This window comes from Alphaproteobacteria bacterium (assembly GCA_018662925.1).
In the GTDB taxonomy this organism is placed as follows: domain Bacteria; phylum Pseudomonadota; class Alphaproteobacteria; order 16-39-46; family JABJFC01; genus JABJFC01.
The window spans coordinates 29,060-53,764 of sequence record JABJFC010000085.1 but is presented as its reverse complement, the minus strand read 5'-3'; the positions used below and the strand labels follow the sequence as shown (position 1 = coordinate 53,764).

General features: G+C 43.8%; 26 protein-coding genes. 18 read left to right on the top strand and 8 right to left on the bottom strand.

Annotated elements, in window-relative coordinates:
- Positions 1-548: 548 nt before the first annotated feature.
- Together HOL16_07555 and HOL16_07550 are read right to left on the bottom strand one after the other, a co-directional pair.
- On the bottom strand, positions 549-920 hold the full coding sequence (locus HOL16_07555; protein ID MBT5390536.1) for a transposase: 372 nt from the start codon (positions 918-920) through the stop codon (positions 549-551).
- Between the two features lie 175 nt (positions 921-1,095).
- Positions 1,096-1,476 (bottom strand): transposase, encoded by a 381-nt coding sequence (locus HOL16_07550; protein ID MBT5390535.1) that lies wholly within the window; start codon positions 1,474-1,476, stop codon positions 1,096-1,098.
- 199 nt (positions 1,477-1,675) lie between these two features.
- On the opposite strand from HOL16_07550, the gene HOL16_07545 reads away from it, so the two are divergent.
- The gene (locus HOL16_07545) at positions 1,676-2,596 is read left to right on the top strand and encodes a hypothetical protein (GenBank protein ID MBT5390534.1); all 921 of its coding nucleotides are present in this window, start codon (positions 1,676-1,678) and stop codon (positions 2,594-2,596) included.
- A 9-nt stretch (positions 2,597-2,605) separates the two neighbouring features.
- Here HOL16_07545 and HOL16_07540 read toward each other — a convergent pair whose 3' ends face one another.
- Both HOL16_07540 and HOL16_07535 read right to left on the bottom strand, forming a co-directional pair.
- Positions 2,606-3,091: a hypothetical protein gene (locus tag HOL16_07540; GenBank protein MBT5390533.1), complete on the bottom strand. Its 486-nt coding sequence runs from the start codon at positions 3,089-3,091 to the stop codon at positions 2,606-2,608.
- A 314-nt stretch (positions 3,092-3,405) separates the two neighbouring features.
- Positions 3,406-3,942, bottom strand: coding sequence for a hypothetical protein (locus HOL16_07535; GenBank protein ID MBT5390532.1), 537 nt, complete (start codon positions 3,940-3,942; stop codon positions 3,406-3,408).
- A gap of 257 nt (positions 3,943-4,199) precedes the next feature.
- On the opposite strand from HOL16_07535, the gene HOL16_07530 reads away from it, so the two are divergent.
- Positions 4,200-4,925: a hypothetical protein gene (locus tag HOL16_07530; protein ID MBT5390531.1), complete on the top strand. Its 726-nt coding sequence runs from the start codon at positions 4,200-4,202 to the stop codon at positions 4,923-4,925.
- A 129-nt stretch (positions 4,926-5,054) separates the two neighbouring features.
- Complete coding sequence (locus HOL16_07525; protein ID MBT5390530.1) at positions 5,055-6,365, top strand: proline--tRNA ligase; 1,311 nt, start codon at positions 5,055-5,057, stop codon at positions 6,363-6,365.
- A 58-nt stretch (positions 6,366-6,423) separates the two neighbouring features.
- Here HOL16_07525 and HOL16_07520 read toward each other — a convergent pair whose 3' ends face one another.
- On the bottom strand, positions 6,424-7,263 hold the full coding sequence (locus HOL16_07520; protein ID MBT5390529.1) for a glycosyltransferase family 2 protein: 840 nt from the start codon (positions 7,261-7,263) through the stop codon (positions 6,424-6,426).
- Between the two features lie 173 nt (positions 7,264-7,436).
- Here HOL16_07520 and HOL16_07515 point away from each other — a divergent pair, with 173 nt between their 5' ends.
- Genes HOL16_07515 through dnaE form a run of 3 tightly spaced genes read left to right on the top strand, consistent with a single transcriptional unit; the run spans position 7,437 to position 12,885 of the window.
- Positions 7,437-8,684 (top strand): lipoprotein-releasing ABC transporter permease subunit, encoded by a 1,248-nt coding sequence (locus HOL16_07515; protein MBT5390528.1) that lies wholly within the window; start codon positions 7,437-7,439, stop codon positions 8,682-8,684.
- Complete coding sequence (locus tag HOL16_07510) at positions 8,677-9,384, top strand: ABC transporter ATP-binding protein (GenBank protein MBT5390527.1); 708 nt, start codon at positions 8,677-8,679, stop codon at positions 9,382-9,384. Before HOL16_07515 ends, HOL16_07510 begins: the two co-directional genes overlap by 8 nt.
- Positions 9,385-12,885, top strand: a complete 3,501-nt coding sequence (gene dnaE / locus HOL16_07505; protein ID MBT5390526.1) for a DNA polymerase III subunit alpha — start codon at positions 9,385-9,387, stop codon at positions 12,883-12,885.
- A 131-nt stretch (positions 12,886-13,016) separates the two neighbouring features.
- Here the strand turns inward: dnaE and HOL16_07500 are convergent, their stop codons facing one another.
- Complete coding sequence (locus tag HOL16_07500; protein ID MBT5390525.1) at positions 13,017-13,328, bottom strand: hypothetical protein; 312 nt, start codon at positions 13,326-13,328, stop codon at positions 13,017-13,019.
- A 252-nt stretch (positions 13,329-13,580) separates the two neighbouring features.
- Complete coding sequence (locus HOL16_07495; GenBank protein MBT5390524.1) at positions 13,581-13,925, bottom strand: hypothetical protein; 345 nt, start codon at positions 13,923-13,925, stop codon at positions 13,581-13,583.
- A gap of 378 nt (positions 13,926-14,303) precedes the next feature.
- On the opposite strand from HOL16_07495, the gene HOL16_07490 reads away from it, so the two are divergent.
- Positions 14,304-14,528, top strand: a complete 225-nt coding sequence (locus tag HOL16_07490; protein MBT5390523.1) for a hypothetical protein — start codon at positions 14,304-14,306, stop codon at positions 14,526-14,528.
- Positions 14,529-14,694: 166 nt separating this feature from the next.
- On the opposite strand, the gene HOL16_07485 is transcribed toward HOL16_07490, so the two are convergent.
- Positions 14,695-15,312, bottom strand: coding sequence for a hypothetical protein (locus HOL16_07485; GenBank protein MBT5390522.1), 618 nt, complete (start codon positions 15,310-15,312; stop codon positions 14,695-14,697).
- Between the two features lie 167 nt (positions 15,313-15,479).
- Between HOL16_07485 and HOL16_07480 the strand changes: the two genes are divergently transcribed.
- From HOL16_07480 to nuoK, 11 genes are read left to right on the top strand one after another with little or no spacing between them, the layout of a single operon-like run.
- A complete protein-coding gene (locus HOL16_07480; protein ID MBT5390521.1) occupies positions 15,480-15,836 on the top strand; it encodes an NADH-quinone oxidoreductase subunit A in 357 nt (118 codons plus the stop codon).
- Complete coding sequence (locus tag HOL16_07475) at positions 15,827-16,426, top strand: NADH-quinone oxidoreductase subunit B (protein MBT5390520.1); 600 nt, start codon at positions 15,827-15,829, stop codon at positions 16,424-16,426. The genes HOL16_07480 and HOL16_07475 overlap by 10 nt, the downstream gene beginning before the upstream one ends.
- Positions 16,423-17,067, top strand: a complete 645-nt coding sequence (locus HOL16_07470; protein ID MBT5390519.1) for an NADH-quinone oxidoreductase subunit C — start codon at positions 16,423-16,425, stop codon at positions 17,065-17,067. Before HOL16_07475 ends, HOL16_07470 begins: the two co-directional genes overlap by 4 nt.
- Positions 17,067-18,257: an NADH-quinone oxidoreductase subunit D gene (locus tag HOL16_07465; GenBank protein MBT5390518.1), complete on the top strand. Its 1,191-nt coding sequence runs from the start codon at positions 17,067-17,069 to the stop codon at positions 18,255-18,257. The genes HOL16_07470 and HOL16_07465 overlap by 1 nt, the downstream gene beginning before the upstream one ends.
- Entirely contained in the window at positions 18,254-18,889 is a 636-nt protein-coding gene (gene nuoE, locus HOL16_07460; protein MBT5390517.1) for an NADH-quinone oxidoreductase subunit NuoE, read from the top strand. Before HOL16_07465 ends, nuoE begins: the two co-directional genes overlap by 4 nt.
- Positions 18,889-20,163, top strand: coding sequence for an NADH-quinone oxidoreductase subunit NuoF (nuoF, locus tag HOL16_07455; GenBank protein MBT5390516.1), 1,275 nt, complete (start codon positions 18,889-18,891; stop codon positions 20,161-20,163). The genes nuoE and nuoF overlap by 1 nt, the downstream gene beginning before the upstream one ends.
- Positions 20,164-20,167: 4 nt before the next feature.
- The gene (locus HOL16_07450) at positions 20,168-22,249 is read left to right on the top strand and encodes an NADH-quinone oxidoreductase subunit G (protein MBT5390515.1); all 2,082 of its coding nucleotides are present in this window, start codon (positions 20,168-20,170) and stop codon (positions 22,247-22,249) included.
- Positions 22,250-23,299 (top strand): NADH-quinone oxidoreductase subunit NuoH, encoded by a 1,050-nt coding sequence (gene nuoH, locus HOL16_07445; GenBank protein MBT5390514.1) that lies wholly within the window; start codon positions 22,250-22,252, stop codon positions 23,297-23,299. It abuts the gene before it with no gap.
- Entirely contained in the window at positions 23,296-23,787 is a 492-nt protein-coding gene (nuoI, locus tag HOL16_07440; protein ID MBT5390513.1) for an NADH-quinone oxidoreductase subunit NuoI, read from the top strand. The genes nuoH and nuoI overlap by 4 nt, the downstream gene beginning before the upstream one ends.
- On the top strand, positions 23,784-24,395 hold the full coding sequence (locus HOL16_07435; GenBank protein MBT5390512.1) for an NADH-quinone oxidoreductase subunit J: 612 nt from the start codon (positions 23,784-23,786) through the stop codon (positions 24,393-24,395). Before nuoI ends, HOL16_07435 begins: the two co-directional genes overlap by 4 nt.
- Entirely contained in the window at positions 24,395-24,703 is a 309-nt protein-coding gene (gene nuoK / locus HOL16_07430) for an NADH-quinone oxidoreductase subunit NuoK (GenBank protein MBT5390511.1), read from the top strand. The genes HOL16_07435 and nuoK overlap by 1 nt, the downstream gene beginning before the upstream one ends.
- Positions 24,704-24,705 lie beyond the last annotated feature (2 nt).

Below are 24,705 nucleotides of genomic sequence, written 5' to 3'. Positions count from 1 at the left end.
TTAGAGTAACTTTTAGCGCTTTGGGTCAATTATTGCTGATTTAAAAATTTAACACCTAAAAAAACTCGCGCTCGATCGAAAAAACTGCGTCCCCTTGAACTTGAAGGAGAAATGTAACTTCCTATCGCGGATTTTGGGTTGGTCTTCTAGCTAAAAATATAATCTGTTGAAGAATTTGAGAAAAGGAATCCCATCAGTAGAAAAGCGAAAGCTCTTAATGAAAACTTATGAATCATTTTCATTCTCCTTACTCACTTAAAAATATAGGATTAATAATTGAAAAAATTGTAAAAATAGTCAAGCCATTTTTAACTAGGCGTCATTCTGCTTTGCAGGGGAAGAGAGCTAAAGAGCATATTTAGGTTAGCAGTTGAGATACTTATTTTCCTTATTTTGTCTCATATGTATTGGTTGGAGACCTCTGAGTAAATTCGAGAGCCCTTAAAGAAGGTGAAGAAGTCGGATTTAAATGAAATATTTAAGGAGTATCATTCCTTTTTGAACCTCAAATGGTTCAAAAAGGCAGATTTTAGGCGCACTAATCCAATCTAAGTAGCGAGAATATTTACTGCACGTTTAAGATTATAGGCGATAGACATAAGATCAAAGTGCACTTGATGTTTAGACCAGCCCTTGTATCGACAGCGGTTGAGTCCCATATGGACTTTCCACTGAGCAAATATTCTTTCTATTTTGCAACGGGTTTTGCTGAACATTTTATTTAACTCAATCTGGCACCGAGATAATTTCTGATTCTTCCTCCCCTTGTGCAATAGCCAATCTTCTATAGCGTGCTCCCTCAGCATCTTTCTATGTTTCTTACTGTCATAAGCCTTGTCCGCCGTTACAAACGGCTCATCTCCTTCCAGCAATTGTTCAAACACCTGACTGTCGTGAACATCTGCTGAAGTGCCTATCACTCGATTAATCAATCCTATTTTAGCATCTTATCCTACATGGGCTTTGTAGCCGTGAATAAACTCGCCTCCTTTTTTAGTCCATCCTGCCTCTGGATCTTTTTCTGAGACAGATCCTCCGGCTGGAGGCCGAACACTTGACCTTATGACTGTCGCATCTATTATCGTCCCTGATTTGCTACGAATACTGTGATTCAATATATTGATTCACCATGGATAGCAGCTTCTCTGTGTGCCCTTGCAGAGCGCTTCTAAAACGACAGATCGTCGTTTCATCCGGCATCTTCTCCGTTAGACTAAAGCCACAAAATCTTCGGAAAGATAACCGATCATATAACATATCTTCCATCTCTGGGTCTGAGAGTCCGTACAGGTTCTGAAGAACTAGGGCTTTGAATAGATTGAGTGGTGGATATCCTGTTGGGCCCAGCTCTGAACGCTTTAGGACCTTTTCTAATCTATAACCAAATCGTTTCCAGCGAACAATATCGTGAATCTTATCTAGCCTATGCTTCGAATCGGCTTTTTGCGTTACTAACATCTCGGCAAAACAGGTCATACTTGGGCTCCTTACTTCATTAAAGAATGCCCTATCTTAGCCTATTATTAATTTATATCAATAGGTTATATCAGATTTATTATGCAGAGATCTCTATATATTCTACCAATACATAAATACATTTTTATTATATTTATAGATTATATTATGTTACTGTTCCGGGATTAATAGATAACTAAGTAGTTGAAAGATCATTATTATGAAGAGGATTATTTTACGCAGTTTATTAACTTTTTTAATGGTTGCCTCGTGTGGAATATTCCCGGTGTCAGATGCAGGGGCAGTTCACAAGATAATTAGAGAAAGAGATAGTATGCTAAGAGAGGGTCTTAGTGAAGATGAGGTCTATAAGGCTTTGGTGAAAAAATATAGACCTAATGGTGGTAAGAGTTATATTGCTAAATTCTGGACTGGGCCGAAATTATTCGAATCCAAAGAAGCACTTGGGGAACCAAGTCAGGGTAAGAACAATATTGCTAAGCTAGGTGGAGGATCCAAGGGAATTACCTCAAATTTAAATAATTTAGAGTCTGACCTACAATCTGGGCTTAGCTTGTTAGAAAAAGGGAAAAAAAATCCTGAAAACAAGCAGTATCAAGGACGGGCACAAAAGGTTGATTTTACAATTACTGATAAAGATATTGTTTTTCTAAAAAAAGTCCTCGACCAATTCGTTAAATTATCTCAAGGCATGAATGTTCATGACTTTAACAAAAAAATTGTAGCCCCCTATAAGACAGAAGTTCTAGCGATTGGAGAGAGACTATTTCCCTTGAGTTCAAGGTTAACTTTTATAACCTTAAGAAAACAAATTGAGGAGTTTTCCAAAACGCTTTCTGGAAATGACTTACAAAAGACTCTTCCACGTAATCTTGAAAAACTTGCAGTTCATCTCAAAAAGAGTGGGATTGATCCTGAAACAGGGCTCAATGTAGTGGAGATGCTCCAGAGAGGCTGGGCGTTGACTGATTTACGCCAAAATCCTTTTGATTCCAAATTGTTATTTCTATCCGGATTAGTGGAAAATATTGATGGTGGCTGCTTCGGTGGTTTTGGAGGACGTTTTTTAAGAGATTATCTAGTACAACTTTTCGGCATCACCTCTATTTATTGGCAATAAACCTCACTATTATGCCTGGTGGTCTTTTACCTCTTGATGTACAGACATCAACTCTTCCATGGCTTGCTTTATCTCAGATTTGGGGAAGTTCCACGCCAGTCGCGCCATGTCTTCTCTTTTCTTGACCCCAAGACCAAGTACAACGCCGCCACCATCCGATGCGTGGGCGTATATAGAAATACCGTCTTCAATGTTACAGGTTTCTTGGCGGAGGGACATGACCTCTGATTTCTCAATACTACTCCACGGAAACATGACTCTATTTTCTTGCTCGATGAAATGCAGAGACGGATCTTTATCCCCTAGAGATTTTTCTTCGTAAATTTTGCCCCAGCGACTATTCGAAAAGTAGACGGAAACATCTTTATCGGCTGACACGACGCCATGAGATAAATAGTTGAAACCAAGAGTTTCGAACTTTTTTAAAACATCAGCAAACGGGGCTTCATTCTCTGCTGGTATAACCGTAACATTATAATCACGGGCAAGGTTCATAACAGAATCTCCAAAAAACTAGCGAGCAAATCAAATGCTCAAAGTGAAAAAATTCAAAATCGACAATCTCATATATTCGTAAATATAGAGGAGAAATTTTAATATGTTAGTAGAATTTTAACATAGACGGTATGCATTGAATGCAAGTTACATGAAATCCTTTGTTTTCCTGTAGTTTTTCGCCTTTAATAATTTTAAATTAGCTCAGATTTTTCTATCTGGATATGCATATAATGCAAATGTGAAATGTCCTAAATTAACGCTGCAACTTCCTTGGGTGGAGCAGATACGATGATCTGCAATTTTTTCGAATATTACCGAATTTTATTTCTGTAATTTTTGTGCCAGTGTCGATTCGTTTGTTTTCTTCTGCTGCGTTTTGCCTTATGATAATCTTCTGCTTCGCGCCTCATGAGTCTTGCATTAAGGTCATCCACTTTTTTGTCTTCTATAGACTTTAATCTTTTCTTATGGGCTGCTCTGTCTCTGTCTTGTAATTTTTGCCTTTGTTCCTTGTTTTCGGCTTTTTTTTTCGCTTTATCTTTAAGGAGGATTTGCTTTGAAAGGCCAGTCGTTTTTTCTTTATCTAGTAGATGATTTATACATTCTTCTATGGCGGGTGTTGGGTCATTCTGGTAGCGTATTTTTTTACCATCGCAATCTAAGGGCTTCTTTCCTTTCGCAGAGCCTGAGCTTTTGGAATCAGCCTTATTTGACGGTGATTTTAATTCAGTTTTGGTTATCTTCTTTGCGGGATTTTTGAGGGAGTCTGCAGCAACTTCTTGGACAAAAATGAGGGGTAAGACTGTGATAGAAAGATATAGGCAACGCATGAAATAACCACCCTTCATTGTATAACTCCTTAGGTACATTCTATAGGGATTTCTCTGAAAAGTCCTTCATTTTGTGTAGGAAAGAGACAACTTTTCTGAAAAATAAATGGGATTTTGCAAAATACCTTCTTTACTTCGTATAAATATGGGTGTAGTTATTCCCGTTGAAAATAATAGATTTTAATCAAATTGTGTTGAGCTATCTTTAGATAGAATTAGTGCCGCCGGGCACTTCTAAGTATGTGGTTTAGATATAGATAGAAAGGTATCAGAGTATGCGCCATTATCCATTATTATTATTAACAGTCATTCTGGCTGCTTGTTCCCAAGTGAATCATCAGCAGTCAATGCCCACACAGGGTGAACAGCTTGAGGGAGCTGTTACAGTTGGCAGTAACACGATTCCGCTACCAGAAGGAACTTGGGTTTGTTCTGAGTCTAAAGTTACCCCAGCGGGACATGAAAGCTCTAAGGCTGATGTAAAGCTCCTTCAGTTAGATGGTGACAAGCTATTGGCTGCAGTACGCGTCGAAACGACACTTGGGTATGACAGGAAGCAATACAGAACAAAGCCTGAAGAAATTAAGCATGACTTCTATGCCTCCGAGTTTTTTACCGGTCGTATTAATCAGAAGAAAAAGCCACGCGGTGAGCCTCGTCCTCTAAGTTTGGCCTACTTGCTTTTAAGGCCACTAAAAGGTTCTGAATTAGGACAAAGCTTTATTGAAACCAATGATATCGACTTTACGACTGACCTGGTCTTCAAAGCTGTTTATGATTTGGCTCAATATGGTGGATCTTTGAAGGTTACTTATTCTTTTGATCCTACAGTAGATGGAGTTGACGCTATCAAGACGGCGACATTCAAGTTGAGCAACTGGAGAAAAGATCGCAAGCATCTTTTGAATGCGGACCAGAAAGCGTATCTTAAAGAGATGATTGAATGGACCGAAGCGACGAAAGAAACGTTAAAGAACACCTTTGAAGGAAGAGCTGCCTAGTCTTCCTTATAATAATCAAGAAGAGGGGGCCGCGTTGGCCCCCTTTTTTTATGCCGCCTTGCCATTTGGATCTGGTCAAGGTAGGGCGAGGAATGTTACAAGTTTCTACGTATGAAATAGAGGCCCATTATGAAATTATCCAAGTATTTTTTGCCTACGTTGAGAGAAACACCCAGCGAAGCCCAAGTCATGTCCCATCGTTTGATGTTGCGTGCAGGGATGATCAGTCAAACAAGTGCGGGGATTTATTCATGGCTTCCCTTGGGGGTACGTGTTCTTCATAAAATTGAACAAATTGTTCGAGAAGAGCAAGATCGTGCAGGGTGTCAGGAAGTCCTTATGCCAACGCTTCAGCCGGCAGATCTTTGGAAAGAAAGTGGGCGCTATGATAGTTATGGCAAGGAAATGCTCCGTATAAAGGATCGTCATGACCGGGAAATGCTCTATGGCCCCACAAATGAAGAAGTGATCACTGATATTTTTAGAAAGTATATCAAGAGCTATAAAGATCTGCCTAAGAATCTCTACCAGATCCAGTGGAAGTTTCGAGATGAAATTCGCCCCAGATTTGGTGTTATGCGTGGTCGTGAGTTCTTGATGAAGGATAATTATTCCTTTGATATTGATAGAAAGGGTGCCGAAGCTTCCTACAAGAATATGTATGAGGCTTATCTGAAGACTTTTGCCCGCATGGGACTTGTGGCGATTCCAGTTAAAGCCGATCCAGGCCCCATTGGGGGTGATATGAGTCAGGAATTTCAAATTCTGGCAAAAACTGGCGAGAGCGAAGTCTTCTATGATAAGGCCTTCGAAAAGATCAGTGGGGCTGATCTAGATGTTGACCATATGAGAACTCTTTATGCTGCAGCCGATGACATGCACGACCCTAAGAATTGCCCCGTAAAGGAGGAAGATCTTTTAACGGCCCGTGGCATAGAGGTGGGGCATATTTTCTATTTTGGCACCAAATACTCTGAGGCACTTGGGGCGACGGTCGCTGGACCTGACGGATCGTTGGTTCCTGTGGAAATGGGATCATATGGTATAGGTGTGTCTCGACTTGTGGGAGCCATTATTGAAGCCAATTATGACGATCATGGCATTAAGTGGCCCGAGAGTGTTGCGCCATTCACGGCAGGGATCATCAACTTAAAAGTTGGAGATGTGGGCACCGATAAAATGTGTAACGACTTGTATGCCGCCTTCCAAGAATCTAATTTGGATGTCCTTTATGATGATAGGGAGATGCAACCAGGTGCTAAGTTTTCAGATATGGATCTTATTGGATTACCTTGGCAGTTCATCGTGGGGCCAAGAGGACTTGCAAAGGGACAGATTGAGCTGAAAAACCGTCGAACGGGTGAACGGGAAGAGCTATCAGTTGAGTCGGCATTTTCCCATTTTACATCTAAAATTGCCGCCTATCGCAAGTCAGCGTAAACGTAGCGTAGCGTAGCATAGCAGCATATCGCAAGTCAGCATAAACGTAGCGTAACAATTATCCTACGGATGTTTTCTTTGCCATGGTGTTTGAACCACTGAAGGTTTCAGAGAAGTAGTCTGCATTTTTGTTGGGGCCCGTGTAGGATTGTTTACGTGAATGATACAGATGAAGGACGGGGCCAACGTATTCCATATTGATACGCTTGATGCCAGATCGAAGGAGCCTGATCACAAAATCCGAGTCCTCTTGTCCATATCCTTCATAGCGCTCATCAAATCCGCCCACAGATATAAAGTCTTTTCGGGACACCCCAAGGTTGCATGTCTGCGCTCTTTCCCATTTATCTTGGTAAGCTGAGCGGCTTGAACGGCTTTGTAAGAGGGGAAGAAACTGAAAGGGGCGATTGGCTTGGGCACAAAGGGAAAGAAGAAACCAAACAGAGCGTCCCCATGTTTCAATATGAAAACCATTTTTAAAAATGCGTTGGGTCATGGGTTTGCGAATATACGAACGTCGTCCCGTCGTAAAGTAACCGGCTTCAGAATATTCCACATGCTTTCTAATGAAGTTGGGGAGAGGGATACAATCACCATCGGTAAAGATAATGTAATCTCCAGTAGATGTATTAAAGGCCCCGTTGCGGGCTTTAGAGACTCGAAAGCCAACGTCTTCTTGCCAATAGTGCTTTAAGTTGAAATGGGGCAAGGCTTTGTAGCGATCTATGAGGGATTTCGTTTCAGGTTTCGAACCATCGTCGGCGACAATCACTTCATAGTTATCATAGTCCTGATTCTGGAGTGCATGTAAAACACAGTCTAAGGCTTTTGGCCAATTATAGGTGGTCACAATGACAGATACCTTGGGCCCAGTTTTTTTGCGGTTCGTTGATGTCATAAAACATCCTTTGCTTGTGGAGTACGCACTTTCTACGGAGGACGCATTACCTCTAACAGAAAGATGATGAATTTGTCGATAAAAAATGAAGATTGTTCTTCTCCCTCTGGGTGTTTTTGATTATCATGCAACCGCGTTGGAGACTATTCTTGTAAATAACCTGATAGGTACAGATGTTTTTTTCACTCTTTGAACGGAAAATTGCTTGGCGTTACTTAAGACCCAACCGCCAGGAGGGCTTTATATCGGTCATCGCGGGATTTTCTTTTTTGGGTATCACCATTGGTGTGGCGACACTCATTATTGTAATGTCTGTGATGAACGGATTCCGGGAAGAACTGTTTAGTAAGATTCTGGGATTCAATGGACATCTTCGCATTGAAGGGATAAGCGGCCACTTACGGGATTTTGATGAACTTGCTGACAAGGTTCGGCCATTTTATGGGGTTGAATCGGTGACGCCCTTAGTGGAAGGTCAAGCAATGGCCATGTCAAAGGGCACCGCTACTGGCATAATTGTGCGCGGTGTTCGAAAAGATGACCTAAAAGATCGCCCCATCATCTCAGATAATATAGTGGACGGTAGTTTGGCTGATCTTGAAGGAACAGATGCCATCGTGATTGGCCAAGCGTTGGCTCTTCGTATGGGGGTGCGGGTTGGAGATCCCCTAACCCTGGTAGCTCCAGAATTAAATGCAACAGCTTTCGGCTCTATCCCTAGATCCAAGAAGTACACGGTAGTAGGACTCTTTCAGTCAGGTAATTATGAATATGACAAAGGAATTGTATTTCTGCCACTGGAGGCTGCCCAAGTGTTTTATCGGACAGGGGAGGGTGTTACGGGACTTGAGATATTCCTTCTAAGTCCCAATCTCGTAGACATTACGGCGCCAAAGATGGCAAAAGCTTTGAACTGGCGAGTAAACATAAGAGACTGGCGGCAATCAAATGCAGCCTTTTTCCAAGCGGTCAATGTGGAACGCAATGTTATGTTTCTCATCTTGACTCTCATCATACTGATTGCTGCTTTTAATATCGTCTCCAGCTTGATTATGTTGGTAAAGGATAAGACGCGGGATATTGCCATTATACGAACTATGGGGGCGACGAAAAGTTCTTTAATGCGTATATTCTTTTTAACCGGAGCCAGCATTGGCTTTGCCGGGACTGTGGCAGGATTTGGCTTGGGGCTGGCTTTTTCTCTGAATATTGAGGCCATTCGCCAGTTCTTGCAAAAATTCACAGGGACGGATCTCTTTCAAGCTGAGATCTACTTCTTGTCACATTTGCCTGCCATCGTAGACCCAAGAGAAGTCATATCCGTTGTTTTGATGGCTTTTGTCATTACATTCTTTGCAACCTTATATCCCTCGTGGCGTGCTGCCCGCTTAGATCCTGTGGAGGCATTGCGCAATGAATAAAATAGTCCCTAAGAAATCAGCTCCCAAAGACGACGCCATTCTTCAATTGAAGAGTGTGGAAAAAGTTTTTGTCCAAGGCGGGGAAACCTTAAAAGTTCTAAAAGGGGCGACGTTGAGTATAGCTCCTGGGGAAATTGTGGCGCTTGTGGGTCCTTCAGGATCTGGAAAATCAACGCTGCTTCAAATTTCGGGGCTCTTGGATCACCCCACAAGGGGACAAATTTGTTTGAATGGAAAAGATTGTCAGCGTCTGAGAGATTCTCAGCGTGCTGCGCTTCGACGTAGCTCCATTGGTTTCATTTATCAATATCACCATTTGTTGCCTGAGTTTTCTGCTTTTGAAAATATTGTGCTTCCCCAGCTTATTTTTGGGACGCCACGGAAGAAGGCAGAAAAGAGAGCAAGCGATCTTTTAAAGCTAATGGGACTCGCAGAAAGGGCCACTCACAGGCCGGCTCGTTTGTCAGGTGGCGAGCAACAACGGGTTGCTATTGCGCGTGCCATTGCTAACAAGCCTTCGCTGCTGTTGGCTGATGAACCCACCGGGAATCTGGACCCAGAAAAATCAGCCCAAATTTTTTCGGAACTATTGACCATGGTTCGTAAGGAAAAAGTGGGGGCCCTTATTGCAACCCACAATCTGGATTTGGCTAAAAAAATGGATCGGATCATTAGTCTAAAAGAGGGAGTTCTTGTATAGATGAATAAGAGGCCTCCCTTTATTCATCTTCGGGTGCATAGTGCTTATTCTTTGCTAGAAGGTGCCATAAAATGTAAGGCCTTGGTTGCCCGCTGTGTCGATCAAAAAACGCCGGCTGTTGCCATAACCGATACCAATAATCTCTTTGGCTCTTATGAATTTTCTCAAACGACGGCCGAGTCGGGTGTGCAGCCAATTATTGGATGTCAAATTGCCCTGAAACGTCCTGAAGAAGAAAAGAAAAACGCATTTCAGGCTGCTGTGGCCACTCAGACGGATCCTCTGGTGTTGCTGGTTCAAAATGAAGAGGGATACAAAAATCTCTTAAAACTGTTGGAAATTGCCTACTTAGAATCCCCCGATGGGGAAGGGCCACATATCACTTTTGAGTCTCTCCTAGGGAAAAGTGATGGGCTCATTGCCCTAACCGCGGGCATTCAGGGCGGGTTGGCACAATTCCTCTTAAATAGGCAAAAAGAGAGAGCCGAGCAATATCTGGAACAGCTCAAGCAATTGTTTCCAGATAGGCTTTACGTTGAAATTTCCCGCGTGGGTGTTTCTGAAGAAGCAACCACAGAGGAAGCCCTCATTGAAATAGCCCTGAAGCACAATTTGCCTTTGGTGGGAACCAATGAAGCCTTTTTCTTAGATGCGGACATGCATGAGGCTCATGATGCCCTAACCTGTGTGGCTGAGGGCACTTATGTATCTGAAGAAAATCGAAAGAGATTAACGGCTAATCAACGCTTTAAGACTTCCGACGAAATGTGGACTGTTTTTAAAGATTTGCCAGAAGCATACTTGAATACCAGTGTGATTGCCCGGCGTTGTGCTTATCGTCCCATATCTGTCGATCCCATTTTGCCGCCATATGTGTCCGAATCGGGTCGTGCTGAGGAAGATGAATTAAAGCATCAAGCATTCCAATGCCTAGAGCAACGTTTGGAGAAGGATGTCTATGATCAGGAGATGCCCAAAGAAGAGCGTCTGAAGGTCAAGAAACAGTACCAAGATCGCCTAGAATATGAATTGGGCGTCATTAATCAAATGGGGTATCCCGGTTACTTTCTTATTGTTGCCGATTTCATCCAATGGGCCAAACAGAATAATATACCCGTTGGGCCTGGTCGTGGGTCAGGGGCAGGATCTTTGGTGGCGTGGTCGCTCACCATTACGGATGTGGATCCCATTCGTTTTAGCCTCATTTTTGAGCGTTTTTTGAATCCTGAACGTGTGTCGATGCCTGACTTTGATATCGACTTTTGCCAAGAACGTCGGGATGAAGTGATTCGATACGTGCAACAAAAGTACGGCCATGATCATGTTGCGCAAATCATCACCTTTGGAAAGCTTCAGGCACGGGCCGTTCTAAGAGACGTCGGGCGCGTTCTTCAGTTGCCGTATCCCTTGGTGGATAAAATTTGCAAACTGGTGCCCAACAATCCTGCAAATCCGGTCACTTTACAGGATGCTATTTTGATTGAGCCTCAGCTTCAGGAGATGCAGAAAGATGATCCGGGCATAAAGAAGCTTATAGACATTGCCTTAAAACTTGAGGGACTTTATCGGCATGCGTCGACCCATGCGGCAGGTGTTGTTATTGGCGATCGTCCTTTGTCTGATTTTGTAGCTTTGTATCGAGATCCCAAATCGGATATGCCCGTTACCCAGCTTAATATGAAGTATGTGGAACAGTCGGGTTTGGTGAAGTTTGACTTTTTGGGACTAAAAACTCTCACAGTCATAGAAAAAACGTCGGAATTGATCGGCGCACAGGGAGAGCCTTTCGATATTTCAGCCATTTCGCTCGAAGATTCAAAGACCTTTGATCTGCTGCAGAATGTTGAAACTGTGGGTGTGTTCCAGTTGGAAGGCGCCGGGATGCGTGACGTTCTGCGGCAATTGCAGCCGGATCGCTTTGAAGAACTTATTGCGTTGGTCGCTTTGTATCGACCGGGACCCATGGATGATATTCCCCGCTATTTGGCTTGTCGTCATGGAAAAGAGGAAATTCAGTATATGCATCCCAAACTGGAGGATATTCTGAAGGAAACTTTCGGGGTCATGGTTTACCAAGAGCAAGTAATGCAGATTGCACAAGTCCTTGCTGGCTATTCACTGGGGGGTGCGGACCTTTTACGCCGCGCTATGGGCAAAAAGATTAAGTCAGAAATGGATGCTCAACGACAAGTCTTCATTGAGGGCGCAAAAGAACGCGGCGTTGCGTCTAAATTGGCGCAAGATATATTTGACAAGATTGCTAAATTTGCCAGCTATGCTTTCAACAAATCTCATTCGGCGCCTTATGCCTTGCTGGCTTATCAGACAGCTTTTTTGAAGGCAAACTATACCGTTGAATTTTTTGCGGCATCCATGACTGCGGATATGCACAACACGGATAAGCTGACCTTCTTTAAGCAAGAACTGGACCGGATGGAACTTAAGCTCTTGCCCCCCGATGTAAATCATTCATTGGCACAGTTTTCGGTTGAAGAAGATCCCTCTGGAACGAAGGCCGTTCGATATGCCCTTGGAGCCATCAAAAACGTGGGGGCTGGGGCCATGGAGGAGTTGGTTCATGATCGGTCTCAGAACGGTCCCTATAAAGACATACTTGATTTTGCCGGACGCTTATCGACCCGCGTTATCAATAAGCGCAATTTAGAACATCTGGTTGCAGCGGGCGCCTTCGACCAGCTTCACGATAATCGTCGTCAGCTGTACGATAGCATCGACTTTTTAATCAAATACGCTTCGGAACAGGCAGAAAGTCGCGAGTCTGTTCAGGTAAGCCTCTTTGAAGGTGATTTGCAGGCTCTTCCTACGCCGAAACTCCCAGTCTGTGAGCTATGGGATTCCTTAACGCAACTGCGTCACGAATTTGGAGCATTGGGTTTTTACTTATCCGCCCATCCTTTGGACGGCTATGGATCAACGCTCTCTCAATTGGATATCGTGGAGAGTGCTGAACTTTCTGAGTACTTGAGCAATGGAGAGCCTCGTGCCTTCAATTTGGTGGGTGTGGTCGTTGGTATAAAAGAAAAAACGGCAAAGTCTGGCAATCGTTATGCTTTTCTTCAGCTGACGGATACAAGCGGTGTGTACGAGATTACGGTTTTTTCCGAAGTGCTGTCTGAATCACGGGAAATACTCGTACCGGGAATGGCTTTATTCCTAGGGGCGCAAGGACGTATTGAAAGTGACATGCTGCGCCTAACAGTACAGACCCTAGAGTTGCTTGATGACAAAACCAAGAATATGTCCCATGAAGTCACGCTCCATCTTTCAAGCGAAACGGAACTAGAACGCCTTTGTACAATCTTAAAGCCTCTCAAGGACCAGGGAAGAGGGACTTTGCGTCTGTTCGTGTCTCTCCAGGAAGCTCTCACTTCCATTCCATCCCCTTATCAGGATAATCAAGAAACTCTAACCCATGTGGAAATACTTCTGGATGGCAAATATGCTCTCCCGTCCGATTTACAGGAAAAAGTGAGTGGGTAGGGCTATTTGCTGCCCTTCTTGAACTGTGGATGTTTTTCCTGACAGAACCCGTTAGATATTCTAAGGGTCCTGCTTATCGGGAAGAGGTTACTTGGAAGCTGTGGCTTTCAGAGCAATCTCTTGAGCGACAGTTAATGAGAAAGAACTTCCATTACTTCGTCGACCAATTTATCGGTGAGACCAAACGTATGTCGAGCATTTAATTTAGCTGCATTTTTTCCGTTCTCAAGGTATATTCTTTTGAGTTTCAAAAACACTTCGTCTCCTGTTGCTAAACTTTTTTTCTCAACTCTAAAATAATGGTCCAAATTCACTATCATTGACTTCTGTAAATTGCTGTCGTCAGCGACTTCTTCAGACTTTAAAGGCTTGTACTTCTTTCTGTTTCTAAGCGTACTCATGTCATCAGTATTGATGCTCCACGAACTATCTGAAACTACCAATGATAGAACTCCTAGGCTAATTATTGCAATATTCCTAATTTTTCCCTCCACAATTTACGGAGAGAATATTTGTTTTACTCAAATTATTCAACAGATGCGACACAACCGTTAATTACCGCACTGAAGGCTCTATTTGATTGTGTTTCAGTGCATTTTTCTGCACCAGAGAAATTTTTATTATCTTCTGCGATTTTCATCGGAGCACGTACAAGCACGTATCCACGAGTCAAATACGACCTTATATCACTGTTGTCATTCTTTGCTCAAAATGAAATCAATCTTCTCACGCTGTTCCTGTAAGTAGTTTCTGTGCTCTTGTTTCCAATTCTCTAATTTTCTTTCTACAGTGTAGATCTTGTTTGTGAAACACTGATCGAAATGGACTCTGCACACATCTACATGGTTGCACTCGTAGGGTGGTCCTAGACATGTCTTTACACATTTTTGGTAGGTTGCTTTGCACTTATTTGTCTGTTTGTACGCTTCACATAGTGTCTCATTTTCTGAAGAGTTGCGGGCGTGTGCCATTCCATCAAGTCCGATTCCAGAGAATATTAAAACTGTTAAAGCAACAACATTGTACTTAAAATTTTTCATGTTCACGTCTCCCTTCGCCTTATTATTTCCTCCTTCATTTTTGGAAGGAGAAGCTCCACTGTCGTTTGGCTAAATCAGTTTTGCCCTTTTTCTGCCAAATCACTAAACCATTGCAGCTGGGTCAATTATAACATAATGCCGTGAATATTAAATTTTTTCACACAGCAGATTTTGAAATAGTACTCCGTAATAACCACTGACAGCTAATAAAAAAAAATATTCCTTAAATAGTCATAACTTGCAGAGCTGTACCGGATAACTTATTGAAATACCGAATAAAATAGGTACATTTAATTTCTTTACATTGGGAATTATTGTGTTACGATTTTTATAAGACTAAGGATAAGGTAATATAAATTACTAGATAAGGGGGTAGCCATGTTACATCGAAATCTGGCTTTTAATCATCCAACATCGAATCCAGTAGCACCTGCATTTTTTGACAAGGGTGCGTCTGTACGGAAATCAACAGTAAAGAAAAGGATTCGTAGGCCTCTAAAGATCGTAGGTACCGATCATATTGAGGATTTTTATTCTACGGATCATCTTGATTTGGAGTTTCTGGATCAGGAATCTTTCTGGATGGATCCGGATAACTATTGATCGCTGCCTTTACCCATGAGGGGTGTGTTGCACGGTCGGGCATGTGAGTGTAGCGCCGAGTTGGTGTTAGCTTGAGTGGTGCTCGGTGGGTGTTCAAGAGGTGCTTGGGAAAGCTGCCCGGCCGTGAGTGATCTTGTACCTTTAACGAAACAATTGACTATTTGACTTAAGGACAGGCCGCGCCGTACTCGTACTGAGCTGCGAATGTAGAGTTTCCGCAAGTGCTTTTGTGGGCACAATTTGGTTGAGTTCGCTTCCTCAATTTAGTTGGGGCTATAATGTTAGGTTTCAGGCACTTGCTCATAAATGCATTTTGTCCTAGGTGGATCACTTTCTTTTTCTTCTTCTTTACTGCGTTATCGTTAACTATTTTAAGCTTCCTATCTTTCTTAGCAGCCTGTTCTTCGGCTTTCCTTTTTGCTCGCAAAGCCTTATGTTTGTCCCGGAGTGCCTTAAGCTTATCTTTTTTCTTTAGCGCGTTAGCCTTTTTCAGATCTAGCGCCTTAGTCTTTTTCAGCTCTTCTGTCTTTTTTGCGAGAGCTTTTTGTACTGCCTTCTTATCTGCAAGAGCTTTCTTAGCTTTTTTTTCTGCCGCCACCTTAGCCGCCTGATCTTTCTTCAGGTCACTGTCTAGGAGCATCATGGTAGGAGGGGGTTTTCTCTTAGGGGCATCCTTCTTTATTTTGCTGCCAGATACCGCCTTGGGCTTGCTAACCGCAAAATCGGTTGTAGCAAGCGAAAAAATGACCGAAATAGCAACGATGAAAAAAGTTAGCTTACGCACTTAAATTTCCTCCTCATACTTCAATGTAAAGCTATCATAAAATATGTTTTTTGTAAAATTATAAAGTAAATTTTTAAGGACACACACTCTTTCCATTGCCGAGATCCCATGGTAGTATCCCGATGATTTTTAGAATAATGCTATAGGGAAACAAGGCATTGAGTGGAATACTTGAAGAGTACCTTCCCATTTTTGTGTTTTTAGGTGTTGCTCTAGTCGTCTCGTGTGTTCCCCTTTTTCTGGCCTATTTGAGAGGGCCTCATCGTCCCTATACCGAGAAGCAATCCCCCTATGAGTGTGGATTTGCCCCCTTTTCTGATTGTCGCACAAAATTCGATGTTCGTTACTATCTGGTCGCGATCCTTTTTATAATTTTTGATTTGGAGGTTGTCTTTTTATTCCCCTGGGCCATTTCCCTTGGGGCTATCGGGATGTTTGGTTTTATATCAATGGTAATTTTCCTTGGTGTGTTGACCATCGGTTTTATATACGAGTGGAAAAAAGGGGCCTTAGAATGGGATTAGGCGGAAGAGGAAACAGGACTCCTATTTTGCGTCCAGGAGATATGACATCTGACGAATTGATGACAGCCTTTTCCGACGAGGTAAGTCAAAGAGGTTTCTTCGTCACTCAACTGGATAAGCTTGCGGGGTGGGCTCAGAGCGGTTCTTTGTGGCCCATGACATTTGGATTGGCTTGTTGTGCAATTGAAATGATGCATGCGGCGGCCAGTCGCTATGACTTAGACCGCTTAGGGGTCGTGTTTCGTCCTAGTCCGCGGCAAGCAGATGTGATGATTGTGGCCGGCACCTTGTGCAATAAAATGGCGCCTGCTTTGCGTAAAGTTTACGACCAAATGGCCGAGCCTCGTTGGGTCATTTCCATGGGATCCTGTGCTAATGGTGGAGGCTATTATCATTATTCCTATTCGGTTGTTCGAGGTTGTGATCGCATAGTTCCTGTGGATGTTTATGTGCCAGGGTGTCCTCCAACTGCAGAAGCTCTTTTATACGGCGTTATGCAGCTGCAAAGGAAAATCAAACGCTCACGAGGGGGGATCAAGAGAAAGCTGTTCATAACCAAAGCCAATGATCCGGAGTCGAAAGCTACATGACTAAAAATCTGGAGGATTTAGGTAACTATATTTCTGATTTTTTGGGAGCTGACTTGGTAGAATGGTCCGTTTCCAATGCTGAACTGACCCTAAAGGTAAGGCGTGCCCAGATCGTCAAAGTGCTCCATTTTCTCCGAGATACGCCGCAGGGCTTCTTTAAACAACTTGTGGATATATGTGGGGTAGATTATCCCGATAGGCATCCTCGTTTTCAGGTGGTTTATAATCTTCTGAGTGTAAAGAATAATTTAAGGATCAGAGTCGTTTTAGAAACGTCTGAAGCAGATCCAGTTCCCAGTGTAGCGAGTGTTTTTAGCTCGGCTAATTGGTGGGAACGGGAAGCATGGGACATGTACGGCATTCAATTTTCGGATCATCCGGATTTGAGGCGTTTATTGACAGATTATGGATTTGAAGGGCACCCTTTGCGTAAGGATTTTCCTCTCACCGGGTATGTTGAAGTGCGCTATGACGAAGAACAAAAGAGAGTTGTTTACAGTCCTGTAGAACTCCCCCAAGAATATCGTACTTTTGATTTTTCCAGCCCTTGGGAAGGGATCATGGAGAAGATGAAGGATTCTGATGAGATGCTCGAGGAGCAAGATGAAATAGCGGAAGACGTTGTGGAGGGGGTTGCCTGATGGCTTCTAGCACAGCTGAAAAGCGTATTCACAACTATACCATGAACTTTGGCCCCCAACATCCGGCCGCTCATGGCGTTCTGAGGCTTGTTCTAGAATTGGACGGTGAAGTCGTAGAGCGGGCAGATCCTCATATTGGTTTTCTGCATCGCGGAACAGAAAAGCTTATTGAGCATAAAACATACTTACAGGCCATACCCTATTTTGACCGATTGGACTATGTGTCTCCCATGTGTCAGGAACATGGCTTCGCCTTGGCCATTGAAAAGCTAATGGGAATCCAAGTGCCCGAACGGGCCCAATATATCCGTGTCTTATTCTCAGAGATTACGCGTCTTCTGAATCACCTTATGAATCTGACGACCTTTGCCTTGGATGTGGGGGCTATGACGCCTCTATTGTGGGGGTTTGAGGATCGGGAGCGTTTGATGGAGTTTTACGAACGCGTTTCAGGGGCGCGACTGCATGCAGCGTATTTTCGTCCAGGGGGCGTCCGATATGATTTGCCAGTTGGACTTTTGCAAGACATAGAAGATTTTATTGCCTATTTCCCCTCTCGAATTGATGATTTAGAAACTCTTTTGACAGAAAATCGTATTTTCAAACAGCGCACTGTGGATATTGGAAAAGTAACACGAGACCAGGCATTGGACTGGGGATTTACAGGTCCTATGCTGCGAGCTTCGGGGGTTTCCTGGGATTTGCGTAAGGCGCAACCTTATGAAGTCTATGATCGTATGGAGTTTGATATTCCCGTGGGAAAGCATGGGGATTGCTATGATCGCTATCTCGTTCGTGTCGAAGAGATGCGCCAGAGTTTGCTCATTATGGCCCAATGTATTGAACAGATTCCGGAGGGCCCTGTTATGGTGGACGATTGGAAAATTGCGCCTCCGCCACGTGCTGAAATGAAAAAGAATATGGAAGCCCTTATTCATCACTTCAAGTTGTATTCAGAAGGATACCGTGTGCCAAAGGGAGAGACTTATACGGCTGTTGAAGCGCCTAAAGGAGAGTTTGGCGTATATCTGGTTTCTGATGGTTCCAATAAGCCCTACCGCTGTAAAATTCGGGCGCCTAGTTTTGCTTTTCTTCAGGCAACAGAGTTTATGTCCAAGGGACATATGTTGGCCGATGTTGTTTCCATCATTGGGTCTATGGATATAGTGTTTGGGGAGATAGATCGATGACAGTATCTCCAGTCTTGAAAGAAGAGAAGCGGGATGATGCCTTTAATTTTACGCCTGCGAATCTAAAAAAGGCCAAAGCGCACATAGCTAAGTACCCTAAAGGCCGTCAAGCCAGTGCCGTCTTGCCTCTTTTGGATTTGGCTCAGCGCCAAAATGGGGGATGGCTGCCTCGTAACGCTATGGAAGCCGTTGCCAATATGCTGGAAATGCCGGTAATCAGGGTCTTTGAGGTGGCAACCTTTTATACCATGTTTAATCTAAAGCCCATTGGAGTGCACCATGTTCAAGTGTGCACCACGACGCCCTGTTGGCTCCGGAAAAGTTCGGACATTCTCCAGGCCTGTAAAAAACACCTCAAGGTAAAGGTTGGTGAGACCACCACCGATGGTAAATTCACCCTAAGTGAAGTGGAGTGTTTGGGGGCTTGTGTGAATGCTCCTATGGTTCAAATTAACGATGACTTTTTTGAAGATTTGACGGCCGAATCTATGACAGAGATTTTGAAGAAAATCTCTAAGGGAGAAAAAGTGACCGCTGGGCCCCAAATTGATCGCCATCTATCCGCGCCTGAAGGGGGAGCAACAACGCTTTCTGTTTTTCTGAAAGATGAAGATAAAAAGGAGGGTGTCTAGTGTCTCTTCTTGATGAAGATCGCATTTTTACAAATTTGTATGGCCATGATCATTGGGAGCTTAAGTCAGCCCTTAAAAGAGGCGATTGGAATAAAACATCGGTCCTTGTGAAAAAGGGGCGCGATTGGATCACTGATGAAGTTAAAAAGTCAGGACTTCGAGGCCGTGGAGGCGCCGGCTTTCCCACGGGTCTTAAGTGGTCTTTTATGCCGAAGGAAGGAAAATTACCAACCTATTTGATTGTGAATGCTGATGAGAGCGAGCCCGGGACTTGCAAGGATCGGGACATCATTCGTAATGAACCACACAAATTGATAGAAGGCGCGCTGTTGGCAGCTGTGGGGATGGGCGTTCATACTGGATATATTTATATCCGTGGAGAGTTTTATCGTGAGGCAGAAATTCTTCAGCAGGCTATAGATGAAGCCTATGAGGCTGGACTTTTGGGGCAAAACGCCGCGAAATCCGGCTACGACTTTGACTTGTATCTCCATCGGGGGGCTGGGGCGTATATTTGTGGAGAGGAAACGGCTCTTCTGGAAAGTCTGGAAGGCAAAAAAGGGATGCCTCGACTCAAGCCTCCTTTCCCCGCAGGAGCAGGGCTGTACGGATGTCCTACAACCGTTAATAATGTGGAAACCATCGCTGTTGTTCCCAGCATTTTAAGACGGGGAGGGGACTGGTTTGCGTCCCTTGGTGTCCATAACAACACGGGCACAAAAATCTTTTGTATTTCCGGGCACGTTAACAACCCGTGCAATGTGGAAGAAGAAATGGGCATTCCTTTGCGACAGCTGATTGAACGTCATGCTGGCGGTGTCACTGGCGGATGGGATAATCTTTTGGCCGTTATTCCAGGCGGGTCATCTGTCCCCCTGATTCCCAAGTCGGTGTGTGATACGGTATCCATGGACTTTGATAGTCTTAAGTCTGAGAAAACGGGTTTGGGGACGGCCGCTGTTATCGTTATGGATCGTTCCACAGATATTGTTAAAGCCATTGCGAGAATTTCGAAATTCTATATGCATGAGAGTTGTGGGCAGTGTTCGCCGTGTCGTGAAGGAACGGGCTGGATGTGGCGCATGATGGAAGATTTCGTCCATGGGGATGCTGAGATCAGCGATATCGACAAAATTGAAGAAGTAAGTCGTCTAATTGAAGGACATACCATTTGCGCTTTTGGGGATGCAGCAGCCTGGACAATCCAGGGGCTCATACGGCATTTTAGGCCTGAGCTGGAAAAGCGTCTCCAAAAAAATGTGGAAGTGGCATAAGAGCATGAGTGAAGCGGAAGTGAAGACAATTAAGCTAACTGTTAACGATCAGGAAGTTGAGATAGAGAAGGGCTCAACGGTTTTGCAAGCCTGTGAAAAAGCCGCAGTGGAAGTGCCTGTGTTTTGCTACCATCCCCGCTTGCCAATTGCAGGAAATTGCCGCATGTGTTTGGTGGAGCTAGAAAACTGTCCCAAGCCCGTTGCTTCTTGTGCCCATCCCGCTGGAGATGGCATGGTGATTCGAACGGACTCTCCTATGGTAACAAAGGCGCGCAAAGGTGTTTTGGAGTTTCTCCTGATCAATCACCCTCTCGATTGTCCCATTTGTGATCAAGGGGGGGAGTGCGATTTACAAGACATTACCATGGCCTATGGGCCAGATCGGGGTCGTTTTTGTAAAAACAAACGGGCGGTTGAAGAAGAAGAGCTAGGTCCTCTCATCAATACGTTTATGACCCGTTGTATTCATTGTACGCGCTGTGTTCGATTTGGAGATGAAATTGCAGGTGTTCCTGAGATGGGCGCCACTTTCCGCGGCGAAGACATGAAAATTGGAACCTATATTCAACAAGCAATTACCAACGAGCTTTCTGGAAATATGATTGATATATGTCCTGTTGGTGCTCTCACATCCAAGCCATATACTTATACCGGGCGTTCCTGGGAATTGAAGAAAACAGATAGCATTGATGTCCACGATGCTGTTGGAAGCAATATTCGTGTTGATACGCGTGGTCGCGAAGTCATGAGGATATTGCCGCGACTTAATGAAGGCATTAATGAAGAGTGGATTTCTGATAAAACGCGTTTTTCCTATGATGGGCTGAAGTCTCAGCGCTTAGATCGTCCTTACGTTCGCGTAAATGGCAAGTTGACGGAAACGAGTTGGGAAGAGGCTTTTCTTGCCATTAGACAGCGTATTCGTAAATCGGCACCAGAAGAGATGGCTGCCATTGTTGGTGATCAAGCTGACTGTGAGTCCATTATGGCTCTAAAGGATATGATGAGTGCCCTTGGGACTCCTCACATTGATTGCCGTCAGGATGGTTCCAAAATAAAGTCGTCTGAGCGGTCTCACTACCTCTTTAACACCAGCATAGAGGGCATTGAGAAAGCAGACTTGTGTTTGCTTATAGGAACGAACCCCAAATGGGAAGGCACGATGATTAATGCTCGATTGCGCAAAAGATCATTGGCAGGAAATTTCCCAATAGCGCTTGTGGGTGATCCGGTTAGTTTAACCTATGAATACCAGCATCTCGGGGATACTCCAGAGATTCTGGAGGAAATTTTGTCAGGAAAACATCCTTTTTCTAAAAAGCTATCTAAAGCCAAGAGGCCCATGCTTATTTTGGGACAAGGGGCCTTGTGTCGCTCAGATGGGGATGCCGTTTTTTCAGCGGCCGTGAAGATTGCTGAAGATTATGGTTTCATCCAAGAAAATTGGAATGGTTTTAATGTCCTTCACACGGCGGCTAGCAGAGTGGGGGCCCTGGATTTAGGCTTTGTTCCCTCGAGAGGAGGCTTGGACGCCAAGGGCATTCTTTCCGGGATAGAGAAAGGAGATATCAAATTCCTTTATCTTTTAGGGGCGGATGAAATGCCGTTGGAGAGTTTGCCAAAAAAAAGACGCTTTATCGTCTATCAGGGACATCATGGAGATAAGGGAGCCATGGTTGCCGACGTAATCCTACCTGGCTCAGCTTATACGGAAAAAGACGCCACCTTTGTAAATACAGAAGGGCGCGTGCAGAGAACCTATCGGGCTATTTTCCCTCCTGGAGAGGCCAAGGAAGATTGGCGGATTCTACGCGCTTTGGCAGAAGTCTTAGAGCACAAGCCGTCTTACAATTCATTGGAACAACTTCGACAACGTATGATTGAAGAGAATCCCGTTTTTGACAGGAATGCTGAATTTCAATCTGAGGAATGGAAAAGCATTGCCAGTAAAGTGGGCAAACTCATAAAATCACCTTTTGACCCGTATATTAAAAACTATTACATGACGGATCCCATAACGAGATCTTCTCAAACAATGGCCAAGTGTACGGAAAGCTTTATCTTGAAGAAACAGGAGGCGGCTTAGATGGGTCAGTGGTTGCAATCTCTTTCCTATTCAGAAGTCATGATTTTTATTCAGCTATCGGCTGTCTTGCTGGGGAAGATTTTTTTGATCATATTGCCTCTTCTCTTTTTTGTTGCCTATCTTACCTATGCAGAACGAAAAGTTATTGCGGCTATGCAACTGCGGAGAGGGCCTAATGTGGTGGGGGTTATGGGGCTGTTGCAGCCCATAGCGGATGGGGTGAAATTGATTCACAAGGAAATCATTTTACCCAGTGATGCTAACACGATCGTTTTTCTCATCGCTCCACTCGTTACTTTTGGATTAAGTATGCTTGCTTGGGCCGTGATTCCTTTTGATGCCGGGATTGTTCTCTCCAATATAAATGTGGGGATTCTCTATCTCTTTGCTCTTTCCTCACTGGGAGTTTACGGCGTTATCATGGCGGGATGGGCCAGTAACTCAAGATATGCCTTTCTAGGAGCCTTAAGATCCGCAGCACAAATGGTGTCTTATGAAATCTCCATGGGATTTATCTTTATTACTGTTTTGCTCTGTGTTGGATCCTTAAATTTGACGGATATAGTCCTTGCTCAGAAAGGGCAATGGTTTGTCGTGCCGCTGTTTCCCATGTTCATCATTTTTATTATTTCCATTTTGGCAGAAACAAATCGGGCGCCCTTTGACTTGCCTGAAGCAGAAGCAGAACTAGTTGCCGGCTTTAACGTTGAGTACTCCTCAATGCCTTTCGCCCTCTTTTTCCTGGGGGAATATGCCAACATGATTTTGATGAGTGCCATGGCGAGCCTGCTTTTCCTTGGAGGGTGGTTGCCGCCAGTGGATCATTATTTCTTCACTTGGATCCCAGGGCCCATCTGGTTTGCCCTTAAAATTTCCTTTGTTTTATTCATCTTTATTTGGGTGCGTGCCACTTTTCCCCGGTTTCGATATGATCAACTCATGCGATTGGGCTGGAAAGTCTTTCTACCCATTACTTTGTTCTGGGTGATTTTGACGGCAGGGATTTTGCTTTATCTAGATAAATTGCCAACAAGTGGGGGCTTGTCATGACTCCTTTTATACGATGGTTCAAGAGTCTGTTTTTGATTGAGTTAATTCGCGGCTTAATTCTAACATTTAAGTATATGTTTAAGGCAAAGGTTACCCTTGATTATCCCTTTGAAAAGGGGCCTTTGAGTCCTCGATTCCGAGGAGAACATGTATTGCGTCGTTATCCAAATGGGGAAGAGAGATGTATTGCTTGCAAACTATGCGAAGCAATCTGTCCGGCACAGGCCATTACGATCGAGGCAGAGCCCCGCGAGTCTGACCAAAGTCGTCGGACGACTCGTTTTGATATAGACATGACAAAATGCATCTATTGTGGACTTTGCCAAGAGGCGTGTCCTGTCGATGCCATCGTAGAGGGACCTAACTATGAGTTTGCCGTAGAAAATCGGGAAGAATTGTATTACAACAAGGAAAAATTACTCGAAAACGGTGACATATGGGAATTAGCTGTCAGAGAAAATCTTGAGGCGGATGCAAAATATAAATGATCGCAACAATCGCATTTTATCTTTTTTCGTTTTTCTTAGTTTTGTCAGGAACCATGGTCATTTCTGCGCGTAATACGGTGCATTCTGTTCTGTTCTTGATTTTATCCTTCTTCAATGCTGCGGGGCTCTTTATCCTTCTAGGGGCTGAATTTTTAGCCATGGTTCTTGTGGTCGTTTACGTGGGAGCCGTTGCCGTTTTATTCCTTTTTGTGGTGATGATGCTAAACATAGAATTCCAAAACCTTAAAAAGGGATTTGTGAGGCATAAAATACTTATGTTTGCAGTCGGTTCCGTTCTTTTAGCAGAGATCCTTTTTGTAGCGTATCATTGGCAGTCTCTGCCGGGTCTGGGCCATCAATATACATCTGTGCCCTACATTGGACAGAAAATTTCAAACACTCATGCCATTGGCATGGTGCTGTATACGGACTACATATTCTTGTTTCAGTTAGCAGGGGTTGTCCTTCTTATTGCCATGATTGGCGCTATTGTTCTTACCTTAACTAAACGGGACGGGGTTCGTCGACAAATAGTGGGTGACCAAGTTGCAAGAACAAAAGAGAGTTCCCTGGAGATTAAAAAAGTTGAAGTAGGAAAGGGCGTCTAATGGAAGTTTCCTTAGGGCATTATCTATTCGTTTCTGCGCTGCTATTTTATCTAGGCATCTTGGGTATTTTTTTGAACCGTCGCAATCTTATTATCCTGCTGATGTGTGTAGAGCTCATCCTTTTGGCCGTTAATATTAATTTAGTGGCCTTTTCGTTTTTCTTGGAAGATTTGGTCGGACAACTTTTCGCCCTGTTTGTTTTGGCCGTTGCGGCGGCAGAAGCAGCCGTGGGCTTGGCCATACTAGTGGCTTATTTCAGAGTCCGAGGTGATATCAACGTCCAAGATGTGGATCTGCTAAAGGGTTAATG

What these genes read in the sequence shown, in the direction of transcription:
- HOL16_07550 (MBT5390535.1), bottom strand. Translation starts at nt 1,476, where the DNA reads ATGACCTGTTTTGCCGAGATGTTAGTAACGCAAAAAGCCGATTCGAAG.
- HOL16_07545 (MBT5390534.1), top strand. Translation starts at nt 1,676, where the DNA reads ATGAAGAGGATTATTTTACGCAGTTTATTAACTTTTTTAATGGTTGCC.
- HOL16_07540 (MBT5390533.1), bottom strand. Translation starts at nt 3,091, where the DNA reads ATGAACCTTGCCCGTGATTATAATGTTACGGTTATACCAGCAGAGAAT.
- HOL16_07535 (MBT5390532.1), bottom strand. Translation starts at nt 3,942, where the DNA reads ATGAAGGGTGGTTATTTCATGCGTTGCCTATATCTTTCTATCACAGTC.
- HOL16_07530 (MBT5390531.1), top strand. Translation starts at nt 4,200, where the DNA reads ATGCGCCATTATCCATTATTATTATTAACAGTCATTCTGGCTGCTTGT.
- HOL16_07525 (MBT5390530.1), top strand. Translation starts at nt 5,055, where the DNA reads ATGAAATTATCCAAGTATTTTTTGCCTACGTTGAGAGAAACACCCAGC.
- HOL16_07520 (MBT5390529.1), bottom strand. Translation starts at nt 7,263, where the DNA reads ATGACATCAACGAACCGCAAAAAAACTGGGCCCAAGGTATCTGTCATT.
- HOL16_07515 (MBT5390528.1), top strand. Translation starts at nt 7,437, where the DNA reads ATGTTTTTTTCACTCTTTGAACGGAAAATTGCTTGGCGTTACTTAAGA.
- HOL16_07510 (MBT5390527.1), top strand. Translation starts at nt 8,677, where the DNA reads ATGAATAAAATAGTCCCTAAGAAATCAGCTCCCAAAGACGACGCCATT.
- dnaE (MBT5390526.1), top strand. Translation starts at nt 9,385, where the DNA reads ATGAATAAGAGGCCTCCCTTTATTCATCTTCGGGTGCATAGTGCTTAT.
- HOL16_07495 (MBT5390524.1), bottom strand. Translation starts at nt 13,925, where the DNA reads ATGAAAAATTTTAAGTACAATGTTGTTGCTTTAACAGTTTTAATATTC.
- HOL16_07490 (MBT5390523.1), top strand. Translation starts at nt 14,304, where the DNA reads ATGTTACATCGAAATCTGGCTTTTAATCATCCAACATCGAATCCAGTA.
- HOL16_07475 (MBT5390520.1), top strand. Translation starts at nt 15,827, where the DNA reads ATGGGATTAGGCGGAAGAGGAAACAGGACTCCTATTTTGCGTCCAGGA.
- HOL16_07470 (MBT5390519.1), top strand. Translation starts at nt 16,423, where the DNA reads ATGACTAAAAATCTGGAGGATTTAGGTAACTATATTTCTGATTTTTTG.
- HOL16_07465 (MBT5390518.1), top strand. Translation starts at nt 17,067, where the DNA reads ATGGCTTCTAGCACAGCTGAAAAGCGTATTCACAACTATACCATGAAC.
- nuoE (MBT5390517.1), top strand. Translation starts at nt 18,254, where the DNA reads ATGACAGTATCTCCAGTCTTGAAAGAAGAGAAGCGGGATGATGCCTTT.
- HOL16_07450 (MBT5390515.1), top strand. Translation starts at nt 20,168, where the DNA reads ATGAGTGAAGCGGAAGTGAAGACAATTAAGCTAACTGTTAACGATCAG.
- nuoH (MBT5390514.1), top strand. Translation starts at nt 22,250, where the DNA reads ATGGGTCAGTGGTTGCAATCTCTTTCCTATTCAGAAGTCATGATTTTT.
- nuoI (MBT5390513.1), top strand. Translation starts at nt 23,296, where the DNA reads ATGACTCCTTTTATACGATGGTTCAAGAGTCTGTTTTTGATTGAGTTA.
- HOL16_07435 (MBT5390512.1), top strand. Translation starts at nt 23,784, where the DNA reads ATGATCGCAACAATCGCATTTTATCTTTTTTCGTTTTTCTTAGTTTTG.
- nuoK (MBT5390511.1), top strand. Translation starts at nt 24,395, where the DNA reads ATGGAAGTTTCCTTAGGGCATTATCTATTCGTTTCTGCGCTGCTATTT.